The sequence below is a fragment of the Catalinimonas alkaloidigena genome (genome assembly GCF_029504655.1).
Taxonomy (GTDB): domain Bacteria; phylum Bacteroidota; class Bacteroidia; order Cytophagales; family Cyclobacteriaceae; genus Catalinimonas; species Catalinimonas alkaloidigena.
The window spans coordinates 313,234-324,923 of the sequence record NZ_JAQFIL010000001.1; the positions used below are offsets into that span (position 1 = coordinate 313,234).

The 11,690-nt window shown below is 44.5% G+C and carries 8 protein-coding genes; 3 read left to right on the forward strand and 5 right to left on the reverse strand.

Features of this window, described 5'->3' with window-relative positions; translation table 11 throughout:
• Positions 1 to 41: 41 nt before the first annotated feature.
• The 4 genes from OKW21_RS01280 to OKW21_RS01295 all read right to left on the reverse strand — a co-directional run bounded on the left by OKW21_RS01280 (position 42) and on the right by OKW21_RS01295 (position 6,422).
• Entirely contained in the window at positions 42 to 1,172 is a 1,131-nt protein-coding gene (locus tag OKW21_RS01280) for an AMP-binding protein (protein WP_277476550.1), read from the reverse strand.
• Complete coding sequence (gene nuoL, locus OKW21_RS01285) at positions 1,169 to 3,316, reverse strand: NADH-quinone oxidoreductase subunit L (protein ID WP_277476552.1); 2,148 nt, start codon at positions 3,314 to 3,316, stop codon at positions 1,169 to 1,171. The genes OKW21_RS01280 and nuoL overlap by 4 nt, the downstream gene beginning before the upstream one ends.
• A 138-nt stretch (positions 3,317 to 3,454) precedes the next feature.
• Positions 3,455 to 4,648: a pyridoxal phosphate-dependent aminotransferase gene (locus OKW21_RS01290; protein WP_277476553.1), complete on the reverse strand. Its 1,194-nt coding sequence runs from the start codon at positions 4,646 to 4,648 to the stop codon at positions 3,455 to 3,457.
• Between the two features lie 184 nt (positions 4,649 to 4,832).
• The gene (locus OKW21_RS01295; protein WP_277476554.1) at positions 4,833 to 6,422 is read right to left on the reverse strand and encodes a flavin monoamine oxidase family protein; all 1,590 of its coding nucleotides are present in this window, start codon (positions 6,420 to 6,422) and stop codon (positions 4,833 to 4,835) included.
• Between the two features lie 294 nt (positions 6,423 to 6,716).
• Here OKW21_RS01295 and asnB point away from each other — a divergent pair, with 294 nt between their 5' ends.
• Together asnB and OKW21_RS01305 are read left to right on the forward strand one after the other, a co-directional pair.
• Positions 6,717 to 8,600: an asparagine synthase (glutamine-hydrolyzing) gene (gene asnB, locus OKW21_RS01300; RefSeq protein WP_277476555.1), complete on the forward strand. Its 1,884-nt coding sequence runs from the start codon at positions 6,717 to 6,719 to the stop codon at positions 8,598 to 8,600.
• 163 nt (positions 8,601 to 8,763) lie between these two features.
• Positions 8,764 to 9,984, forward strand: a complete 1,221-nt coding sequence (locus tag OKW21_RS01305; protein WP_277476556.1) for a glycosyltransferase family 4 protein — start codon at positions 8,764 to 8,766, stop codon at positions 9,982 to 9,984.
• Here the strand turns inward: OKW21_RS01305 and gldB are convergent.
• Entirely contained in the window at positions 9,959 to 10,951 is a 993-nt protein-coding gene (gene gldB, locus OKW21_RS01310) for a gliding motility lipoprotein GldB (RefSeq protein ID WP_277476557.1), read from the reverse strand. The two genes, OKW21_RS01305 and gldB, sit on opposite strands and share 26 nt — an antisense overlap.
• Positions 10,952 to 11,013: 62 nt before the next feature.
• Here gldB and OKW21_RS01315 point away from each other — a divergent pair, with 62 nt between their 5' ends.
• Complete coding sequence (locus tag OKW21_RS01315) at positions 11,014 to 11,649, forward strand: outer membrane beta-barrel protein (protein ID WP_277476558.1); 636 nt, start codon at positions 11,014 to 11,016, stop codon at positions 11,647 to 11,649.
• The last annotated feature ends 41 nt before the right edge of the window (positions 11,650 to 11,690 follow it).

Sequence of the window (11,690 nt, forward strand, 5' to 3'; positions counted from 1 at the left end):
CTATTCCAAGTGAACGATATGATATTATAGTGCTTTGGCCTTTATTTAGAATCAGCTTGAAGTAGCTTTAGCGTATGCTTTCGCCTGATCTTACCGCTGGGACTGAGGATAAATTCGGGAAGTTGAATAATTTGCTTAGGGACTTCATAAGGATGCAACTGCGCCTTCATCCATTTTATAAGGTCTTCTTTCTGAGCAAGCTGTAAATGGTTTTTTCTTTCTATGATAAGGCAGAGCTTTTCTCCCAGTTTTTCATCGGGCAGTCCGGCTAAAAAAAAACGTTCAGCAATTTTAAATGCTTCTATTGCAGGTTGTAGCGCCCCTTCCAGCTTATCTGCAAATAATTTTACCCCGCCACTATTGACCACATTATCCAACCTGCCGAGCCAGCGGAAATGCCTGTAATCAAGCATCTCCACAATGTCATTGGTTTGCAGCCACTGCTCTCCGCTGACTTTGCCTTTAACAGAAATACAGGCTCTTGCATCTTGTTTTATCTCTACTCCTGGCAGTACTTCGTACACATCCGATGCTTCTGGACCATTAATCTTTCGCAAAGCAATGTGGGAGACTGTTTCTGTCATGCCATAGGTGCTGTAAACCGGCGCTTTGAGCTGATCTTGGATTGATTGTTCCAGGCCTGCATCAATTGGAGCGCCGCCCACCAGTATGGCTTTCATAGCATTGAGGCTATGCTTAAACCTACGATCATCAGCTTCAAGCATGCTTTTAAGCTGGAGTGGCACCAGGGCCGTAAAATCTATAGGCTCATCTACCGCTTCCAAGGGCTTAGATGAAGGAGGGATAACTGTGAGGGGCATCCCCAGTTCAAGGCCTCTGACTAACATCATTTTTCCGCCGATATAAGCTGTGTTGATGCAGACAAGCGCCTGATCTCCTGCCTTTAAGCCTAGTGTAGAAATCGTAGCCTGTGCACTGTGCTGCATCTGCTCGCGGCTGATCAGGATCTTCTTTGGCGTACCTGTAGAACCAGAAGTATTTATTTCAAAAGAGGACTGTCCACTAAGCCAGGCATGGCAGAAGGCAAGCGTTTGCTGAGTATAGGGAGAAAGGTGCTCATATGCCGTAAGGTCCTGAATAGCTCGTAAGCTTGCGATTTCTTCGCTCAGGTAGGTGTTTCTTTCAATTCTGATCAGAGTGCCAGCTGTCATAGGATCAACCAGTATAAGAAGGCGATGAACACTAATAAAGTGATGATAAAATAGGTCTGAATTTTTCCCTGCTGGGCGGGACGAGCCAGCCAGCCAATAAAAGAGGAGAGCTTAGCCATAAGTGTTACCAGCCCATCTATAACGTAATGGTCAAACCAGGCGATCAGGTGGGCAAATACAACCTGAAAAACACCTAGAAAATCTATAAAGCTATTGATTACCTTCTGGTCAAAGTGATGGATAAAAACGGATATACGAATTATCGGAGTGATCACCACAAATCTGTAAAGGCTATCCAGATACCAGTTTTGGAAAGAAATGCTTCTTAGTCCTTTGTTCTGCTTATCATATGATGCATAATTTTTGGCAAACTTTCCCCCTGGCCGGTAAAATAAGTAAGCCAGCCCCACTCCGCCTGCTACTAAGCCTAACGCCAGTACGCTAGTAAAGAAGTGCCAGTTATCTTTGAGGATGATGATTTCTTCCAGATACCTGAAATCACCGGGCACCGCCAGTATCGGACTAATCAGCTGGGTAGTGATCCAACTCATGCTGCCTTCCAGCGGATTGAGAGAATACACAAAACCTATGGAGAGTGCTGACAATACCATCAGGGGTATGATCATCAGTATCGGAGACTCCTTAAGTTGACTCTGTACTGCCTGTAGTCTTGCGTATTTTTTCGTTGCCCGAAACTCTCCCCAAAAGACGAGTAGCAGCTGTCGCCCCATATATAAGGCTGTGAGAAAAGTAGTGATAAAAGCCAGTGCCGGTACCAGATAATAAAAGCTGAGCTGTGGTGGTGCAATGGCATCAGTCCAGGCAAGGGTGCTTGCCAGAATTGCGTCTTTGGATAAAAAGCCTGAGAACAATGGTACCCCTGCCAGTGATAAAGCTGCAATCAGATAAGCCGAAAAAGTGTAAGGTATTCTTTTTCTAAGCCCCCCCATCATCCGCATATCCTGAGCGTCAAAGTGCACCCCCTCCGCATGATGTTCCAATTGGTGCAGTGCATGAATGACTGAGCCTGCCGCCAGGAACAGGCAGGCCTTAAATGCTGCATGCGTGACGAGGTGAAAGAGTGCTGCATCATATGCGCCTATGCCCATCCCCATGATCATATAACCTAGCTGCGATACTGTAGAGAAAGCCAGCACCCTTTTAATATCATGCTGGGCAAGTGCCGCGATCGCGCCCATAAAAGCTGTGATAGCTCCGGTAAAAGCGATAACTGTTAGTGCGTCGCCATCTAATAATACAAAGACTCTGGCTAATAGGTACACACCGGCAGCAACCATTGTAGCAGCATGGATAAGTGCTGAAGCAGGAGTAGGACCTTGCATGGCATCGGGTAGCCAGGTTTGCAGGGGAAACTGTGCCGATTTACCTACCGAGCCGCAGAATAAACCAATACCGGCAAGGGTAAGCCAGTGGGCTGGGGCCGAGTTCTCAAAAATCTGCTCACCTATCCTGAAATAACTCAGCCAGTACCCGTCTTTGGTAAGTACCGACTGCTGCATGAGCCGCTCCAGTACCTGCAAATCTAGTGTGCCAAACTGTGACCAGAGAATCATAATGCCTACCAGGAATCCGGCATCACCTATGCGGTTCATGATAAAAGCTTTGCTCCCTGCCTGAAGGGCTGCTGGTTTTTCGTTCCAAAAGCTAATCAGCGCATATGAAGAAACCCCTACCAGTTCCCAAAAGACGAAGATCAGCAGCAGATTATCCATCAGCACTACGCCCAGCATAGCGAAGGTGAACAGGCCGAGGTAGGCAAAGTAGCGAGTGTAGTGTTTATCGCCCCGCATATACTCAATAGAGTAGAGGTTTACCAAAGCGGAAACCATCGTAACGACCAGCATCATGAGGGAGGCTACTTTATCTATCAGTAGCCCAATCGTAAAAGAGTATTGAAAACCGTCGGTAGTGAGCTGAAACCATACCGTACGGGCATGAATTGTTTCTCCGTTCCATACAGAAGTAAATACCAGGGCAGAGGCTACGGCTGCTCCCAGGTGAATACCGGTACTCAGCCAGGCCCAGGTTTCTCTTCCTCTTCCGAATGTGATCAGCAGCAAAAAGCTGAGAAAAGGAAGCATCATGACCAGCAGAGAAAGTAAGCTGCCGGTGTTGAGTGCCAAAGTTTTTGATAGTGATGCGTAATCCAAGTCGCTACAGGTTTGGCACAAAAGTAAAGGCTTAGCTGATAAATAAAAAGCCCGCCTGACACCAAGCGAGCTTTTTTACACCAGTAAGTTAGACTGATATGAAGAAGGTTTTTAAGATATTTCGTTAAATGCTTCGGCAAAGTATTCCATGTCCTGCATGGTACCGATACTTACCCTGCACCATTCCTGATTACTGAAGCTCCAGCTTCTTACGCCTACACCTCTTTTCATCATCTCGCCACGGAAGCGGTCGCTATCCAGACGAACAGGGAAGAGTACGAAGTTAGTATCGGAAGGGATGTACTCATAGCCTGCGTCTTCCAGTGTTTTGTAGAGGAACTGCTTAGATTTTTCATTCATCTCCTTGGCGTACTTCTGATATTCAGCATCTTTGTAAGACTCAATAGCCGCTGCCATAGAAGTAGATGAAATATTTCCGTTGCCATTGCTGTACTTGGACATTTCTTTAATTACTTCAGGCTGAGCCAGGGTATAGCCGATTCTCAGGCCAGCGAAGGCGTGTAGTTTGGAGAAGGTACGGGTAACGATCACGTTGTAACCTTCAGCAACCAGGTCCGCCATAGAGTATTTGACCGGATCGGGAGTGTAGTCAATATATGCTTCGTCAATGAAGATAGGCTTCTTCTTAGAAACTTCTTTGCAGAAAGATCTCAGCTCTTCCGGATCTACAGTGGTACCGGTTGGGTTATTAGGATTACAGATATACACCATGCTGTGCTCATCTGATACCGCATCGGCAAGCGCGTTTAGGTCATGCTTATAATCTTGAGTCAGGGGAACAGTATCCCACTCAGCACCTACGTTCTGGGCAGTACGGATAAGCGACATATACGTAGGGTCAGCGGAGAGTATACGGCCACCATTTTGTCCGTAAACTATGGAGGCTGCCAGCAAGAGTTCGGTAGAACCGGCACCCAGCATCAGTTGTGTGGGGCGAGAGCCTCCTCTACCTCTTTCATCCGTTTTGGAAAGCTTGAAGTCATCGGCTAATAGCTTAGCAAACTCCGATTTCTTTTCAAAGCCATACCGAAAACTTGAGTCAATCTCAGAAACCAATGCTTCACGCGCTTTTTTACAGGGACCGAAAGGGTTCTCATTGGCCAGCAGGCGGGCTTTCATTTCCGGCCTAGCCATTACCATATTACCTACCTGCTCCTGAGGAAGCATATAGAGCTGTGCTGCGATTTCGTTAGCAGCCTGAGCCGTATTCCACTTCATGGAAGAGCCAAAAGTAAGCCCTCCGGCAAGCATAGCTCCGGATTTTAACCAGTTTCTTCTATTCATCTGTGTAGACATTTTTAATAGATTTTGACTTTAAAGATTACGTAAGTGATTGAACGATGCGCCGCTCGTAATTTTTTATGTAAATTTATGAAAAATAAAATTTAATAGTTTGAAAAATCTTATTAATTCAAAATAAAATTTTTAATCATAAATTATTTAAGATTAATTGTTCTGTGAGTATGCCTTACTCTTGAGATCTATACTGTGCCTGTCCTTCGGTCACTCTGGCATGAATACTAGACACGGTACGACGGGCTGATTCAAAAGCGCCGGCCATCCAGGCGGTATGGTAAGAAGTGTGTTCGCCTGCCAGATAAATATTGTCATCTGGCTTGATCAGGTCAGGATAGAAACGCTGTCGGGTAGCCTCATTGTATTCTGCCCAGCCGCCTTTGCTATAAGGTATTTTATGCCAGGCCAGAGAGAAAGAGTTTTCAAACTCGTCTTTGTACTGAGGGTGAAGTTTACTTCCTTCTTCCAGCGCCAGTTGCTCTCTCTCTTTCAGGGAAAGGTTTCCGGTATATTCAGCTTTCTCACTAAAGTTATAGAAACCCTTCAGTACGCCTTTTTTGCCCAGATAATCATAATTAGGGTACATGATTTGGGTGATGGTGGTGTTGGTACGGGATAACCCACCAAAAATATTTTCGTCTTCTTCCCAGAAGCGGCGCTTAAACTGTAGACCTATTTTACAGGCCTTTTTATAATCTATAAAGTCACAGGCCCGCTGAACATTGGAGGAAAGGTCATTCTTTACATTAGCCAGGACAGGAAGAGGCAAGGTACAAATGCAGTAATCTCCTTTGATCTCCTGCGTTTTACCATTAGAGGTGTAAACGACCCTCACTCCTTTTTCTTCCTTACGAATCTCATTGACTACCGACTCGTACCGGATATTGTCTTTCACCTGCTCTGCCAGTGCATAAGGTAAGCGATCCATACCTCCCACCGGCTCAAAAAGCGTCATTTGCAGGTCATGGGTGTAGACAGGCAGGTTAGACATGGCCGGGTCAATGAAGCCTGAATTGATCAGGTCCATCAGCTCATAAGCATCGGCGGGAATTCCCGGCTGGTTACCTGCTCCGGGAGGCGTTTTATAGCCTCTTCTGGAATCACCGGTATATAGCATGTCGGGATTCAGACCACCCTCCACTCGCAAAAACTCAATAAGCTTTTCCTTATCTTCATTGGTCATAGGTAAATCAAGCGCCTCCTGATCAATAGCTTTGTTGAGAAGCTCGCAGATATAACCCTGCATATCATACTTGACCTCTCTGATGCGGACAGGCTTATTAGAAAGCGATCCGCTACCCTCACTGTAGAGAAAAGCATTTTCATTAATATTATTAAAAATCTGGAGAGGAATGCCCATTTCACGACAGTAGTGCATAGTAATTTCATGGTGGTGAGGGATACGGGCTGCTCCGGCATTGAGGTAGTGGCCTTTATCAAACTTACAGCTTTGAGGTGATCCATCTTCTTCAGTTTCCTGAGTTCCGCCTCTTACAGTCCACACCCTGCCTCCGGGACGGTTACGAGCTTCCAGGATGGTGCAGTCATAACCCAGCTTATTCATTTCATAAGCGGAGGTCATACCGGACAGGCCGGCACCTAAGATGATGACTTTAGTACCGTTAACCTTACCTTGTAGCTTGAAGGGGTGGTTAGGGGCTTTCTGGATCATACCCATGGCTACCATCGCTGGATAGCTGGCCCCGGCCAACACAGACACACGATTCAGGAATGCACGCCGGGAAATGGTGGATTTGCTCATAGTATTTTGTTAGGACTGTAGCGAGATATTATAAAGCACGAAAATGCTTTTTATATAAATGGAATATTATAATATAAAGTACTGATATTATAGAAAATATTGGTAAAAGTAATTGATATTATATAAAATATCAAAATATAATTTTGAATTGGATAAATGGTAAAATCTATTTTTTTGCGTTTTGCTATTTTAACAAAATCGCTAAGAAATCTCCTTTTTTTGTGTATTTGTCAATTCATTTGTCTCTAATTGCATCTGATTTAAATCAGCATTCATCAATTTTAGCGAATTAGCATGTGTGGAATCCACCTGATTTTTGATAAAAAGCTTCAGTTAGCAGCAGCAAAACCTACTCCTCTAATCCAAATGTTAAATGTATCTGCCTACCGAGGTCCTGATGCTCAGGGAACGCAGAGTCTGCCAATGCGGGGAGGGAATTTGCATCTAGGAAGTAATCGCCTCAAAATCATTGATCCCAGGGACAGTGCTAACCAACCCATGGTTTCGGCTGATGGTAGGTATTGGCTTTGCTTCAACGGTACAGTCTACAATTACTATGAACTTAGAAATGAACTGCTCGGTCAAGGTGTACAATTCTCTACTCAATCCGATACCGAGGTATTATTGTACCTACTGATCTCCGAAGGGAGAGCAGCATTAGATAAGCTGAATGGCATGTTCGCGCTATTTTTCTATGATAGCCAGAAGCAAAAGCTGTTGCTCGCTCGTGACCGTTTCGGCATGAAGCCTCTCTTTTACACGAATGATCAGGGGTATTTCATCTGCTCTTCTGAAGCAAAATGCATTACCAGCAGCGGGCTGCTAGAAAAAAAGCTGTACGCCCCGGCAGTGCAGGACTATATGTGCTTTCGCTACGTTAACCCTCCTTATACTTTTTTTGAAAAAGTGTACCAGCTACCGGCAGGAAGTTACATGGAAATCAATGGTGAAAAAGTGCCTGAAATCTGTTCTTATGCTGGTCAAATTACTCGGAAAAGTGAAATTTCAGAAGCTGAGGTGATGGAGAATACAGAAGAGTTGCTCCAGGATGCAGTGCTGAACCATTTGGTTGGTGATGTACCTTCAGGACTGTTGCTTAGCGGAGGTGTAGATTCTACATTATTGTTGAGCCTGATCAAAGAACAGGGGGCACATCCGGTGCCTACCTTTTCTATCATTAATAGCGAAAAAGAAGCGGCTTTTGGTACCCGAGACTATTATTATGCCCGCAAGGCAGCGGAATTGTACGGGAGTCGTCACTATGAGCTGACTTTGGAAAGCCAGATGCTGAGGAAGCATCATCAGGATTTTCTGACACACATAGATCAGCCGGTGGGGGATAGTGCAGCATTTATGACCTTTATGATTTCCGCAGAGGTTAAAAAACTGGCAGGCGTAGCTTTGAGCGGCGCCGGAGCCGATGAGCTTTTCGCAGGCTACAATCGTCATCAGGCTTATCGTCAGTATTTGAGATATTATGATATAGTGGTGAAGTTTAGTGGCTTTGTAAAAAATGGTACAAACTGCTTACCAACTGGCTTTGCTCACCCCCTTCGTAAGCAATTTCGGCTACTCAAAAAGCTGGGACAGAGTATGGAGAAAGACCCAGCCCTGACTTTCATTAATTTTACTGCACAGACTTCAGGCTTGCAAAACTCACAACAGCTATCTTCCCTGAAGAATTCTGAGGCCGGTGGTCACACTGATTTTGAAGAAAGGTGGCTTAGAGCAGCACTTGAGCACGATCTCAGCAACTACCTGCCGGCTGACGTGCTGGCGCTATCAGATAATATGAGCATGGCTCATAGCCTGGAAATGCGTATGCCTTATCTGGATTTGCCTCTGACAAACTATGTGCGCTCCCTACCAGCAGGCTTCCGGATGAAGCATGGAAAAAAATGGATACTCAAGAGGTTACTGGAGAAAAGAGGAGGAAAGGTATTCAGTACAAGATCCAAAGAGGGCTTCGGGCTTCCCTTCGGGCAATGGCTACACCATGATGAAACTGAGTACATTCGTCATAGCCTTCAACGCAGGGAGCAGTTGATATATGAACATATCTCCTACGAACAGGTTCAGTATATGCTTCAGGCACATTTACAGAAGAAAAAAGACTATAATCAGGGGCTATGGGCAGTATGGATGCTAGCCTCCTGGCTGGAAATTCACTTTCCCTGAGAACCCTTCGGACAGGTTTGCGCAGTCAATTGAAACTTCTGGGAAAAAAATTGGGATTGGTAAATAATTAAGATACAGAGTCTCGACTTTATGTAATATTCACTGTAATTTGCGAATACGTCTTTCTAATTTTTAGCAGGTATAGGCCCTGCTGATCGCTGATATGCATATACTTTATATTCACCAGTATTTTAGAACTCCTGAAGAGGGGGGAGCCATTCGTTCTTACTACCTGGCTAAGGGCATGGTTGATGCGGGGCATCATGTGGATTTGGTGACGGCCTACAAGGGTGACCGTTATAAGAAAGAGTTTATTGATGGCATTCATGTCCACTATTTGCCAGTTTCCTATGACCAGAATTTTACTTTTTTTCAGCGTATCAAAGCCTTTTTGAGCTTTGTCGTGCTGGCTTGCATCAAAATCTCAGCGTTTGAGAAAATAGATGTTTGCTATGTATCGTCCACTCCTCTTACCACCGGACTCATAGCGCTCTTTCTTAAGTGGAAGTTCAGGATTCCCTATTATTTTGAAGTTCGTGACCTTTGGCCGGAGGCTCCCATTCAGATGAAGGTAGTGCGTAAAAGCTGGCTAAAATATCAATTATATAGCCTTGAAAAGAAAATTTATCATAATGCCGAGGCTATTATTGCGCTGTCTGCAGACAGCCAGCGTCACATTTCTACACTGGTGCCTCATAAGGAGGTAGCCTTAGTTCCTAATATTGCGGATTGTAAGTTTTTCAGAAAGGCCGAAAAAAATACTTATCACGAAGCACAATTTGATGTAAAGGGCAAGTTTGTCGTCTCTTACTTCGGCGCAGTGGGAGAAGTCAATCAGTTAGAATATCTGCTTGAGGCAGCGGAAGCCTGTAAAAAGCAAATGCTGCTGGATGTAGTGTTTCTCATTGCGGGTGTAGGCAACCGGTTAGAAACTATACGGCAAAAGGCTGCTACACGAAACCTGGACAATGTCCGCTTCGTCCCTTACCATAACAAATATGGCCTTTTATCACTCCTCAATATTACCGATGCGGCTTACATCAGCTTTGCCGACGTCCCCGTTTTAAAATGTTGTAGCCCCAATAAGCTTTTTGATGCGTTAGCTGCCGGTAAGCTTTGTGTCACCAATATCTCGGGTTGGATGAAAGAGCTGCTGGAAGGAAACCAATGTGGCTTTTATGCCAATCCTCACTATCCTGATGAATTTGTCAAAAAAATTGCTCCTTTTGTCAACGACCGCAGCCTGCTGGACAATTACCAGAGCAATGCCCGAAATCTGGCCGAGCAGGAGTTTGACCGCCAGTTGCTGGTTGACAGGTTATTGGTTCAGATAGAAAAAGAACAGGCTGAAAAAGTTGCTAAGGCTTATACCTTGCCTGTGTAAATATCTCCTGAGCATCAGCATTGCTCATGACTGCCTGTACAGAAGTATCTGTTTTATCGACATACGTTTGGACGATCTGCCATCCCAGCCATCGCCCAATCCTACCCGGTATTTTAGCGTTAATCTCAGCTACGTTTGGCCTTTCACCTACATAGCGAGGTTTGATGATGTGGCTGGTTTCGTACAGCAGTTCACGGTTGATGAAGTGCGACCATATCAGCTGATCGTTTTCTTCGGCAATCGCTAAATCCTGATCCGTATATCCGGTAAGTACAGTGTCAGGCAGGCAGGGCATCATTTTTTGGGTGAAATAATAACTTTTTCCATAATACACCATTTCTGCCAGCAGTGTATTGTCTTCCATATCGGTTTGGTTCCACTTATTAGAAAGCAACATCACACAATTGGGTACGATATACTCCGGACGGTAGCGGTTAATGATATAATCATAAACTCGCGGACGAAAACGGGCATCTTCGCCCAAAAAGTGCTCAATACTGATCACAATCAGTTCATCACTCACAAATAAATCTGCTCCTACGGTGGCTAGGGCTGTAAAGGTCGCATATACTTTGGGGGGTGTGAAGGCGGGATAATAATGTTTAATATGTCGGAAGGCGTCTTCAAACTGGCTTTCCAGCATCTCAAGGTCAGGGAAAGCTGTTTGTGTTTGCTGATAAAGTGTATCTACGTGGGGATCATGAATAATCCTGTCCAACTCATTTACCAGAATGGAATCATGGGGGAATTGGTCAGCTTTCAGGAAATGTTCTGTCATAAGCGGATATCTGTCCAGAAAACCGGAAATTTCTTCCCTATTGTCCAAATCAAACATTTCCTGATCCAACCTTTGTATATTAACTTCCATGGGAATGCCCGAAATATTCGGTCCTTCATCGCAGGAATCACTACTACATGAAAACAATAGTGTACAAAAAAGATATATAATTATATATATGTACTTCATTAATCTAAATTTTGACCTTAGCAAATCAGCTTAATAACGACAAAAGCAAAACTATCATTTTTATGAACAGAAAAAATTCAATAGTTCTGGCACTCTTACTCACACTTTTAGCCACTCCCGCCTGGTCTCAGGTAGAACTGGGGCTGCAGTTTTCGCCCTCGTTATCTTTTAACCGCATAGATGACGATCAAGCTAGTGTGGCACTTTCTCCTGATGGAACGGGCTTCAGGGGAATATTTGGCTTACTAGGTGATATTTATTTTCAGGAAAACTATTATTTCAGTACCGGTCTATTCTTTGTTCCCAAGCGCGTGGGCATAGAAGATGCTACTAATAACATTGATGAAGCTTATCGACTGCACTATTTACAGGTACCAGCTACACTCAAGCTTTTTACCAACGAGGTAGCCTTAGATATGCGAATTTATTTTCAGGTAGGTTTGACAGCAGACATAAAAATTCTGGAAGACGAGCTCTCTGATGAGGTAAGGTACATAGAGGACTTTCGGTCTTTTGACTCCAACGTATTGCTGGGGACAGGCTTGGAGTATAGAATAGGTTACAGCACTACTGTGTACGGAGGCTTAACGTATCGCCGCGGGCTGATCAACGTAGTGAAGAACCAGTTTGAGCCCAATGTAGGAGACATTATTATCAAAAATGATATGCTAAGCCTGGATATGGGTGTGAAATTCTGAAGAAAAGCGCTGTATATCGTATAAAAGCACGTTTTTTATTA

Excerpts from the sequence above, each read along its gene's own strand:
- asnB (WP_277476555.1), top strand. The coding sequence starts at position 6,717 with ATGTGTGGAATCCACCTGATTTTTGATAAAAAGCTTCAGTTAGCAGCA.
- OKW21_RS01315 (WP_277476558.1), top strand. The coding sequence starts at position 11,014 with ATGAACAGAAAAAATTCAATAGTTCTGGCACTCTTACTCACACTTTTA.
- OKW21_RS01305 (WP_277476556.1), top strand. The coding sequence starts at position 8,764 with ATGCATATACTTTATATTCACCAGTATTTTAGAACTCCTGAAGAGGGG.
- OKW21_RS01290 (WP_277476553.1), bottom strand. The coding sequence starts at position 4,648 with ATGAATAGAAGAAACTGGTTAAAATCCGGAGCTATGCTTGCCGGAGGG.
- OKW21_RS01295 (WP_277476554.1), bottom strand. The coding sequence starts at position 6,422 with ATGAGCAAATCCACCATTTCCCGGCGTGCATTCCTGAATCGTGTGTCT.
- OKW21_RS01280 (WP_277476550.1), bottom strand. The coding sequence starts at position 1,172 with ATGACAGCTGGCACTCTGATCAGAATTGAAAGAAACACCTACCTGAGC.
- gldB (WP_277476557.1), bottom strand. The coding sequence starts at position 10,951 with ATGAAGTACATATATATAATTATATATCTTTTTTGTACACTATTGTTT.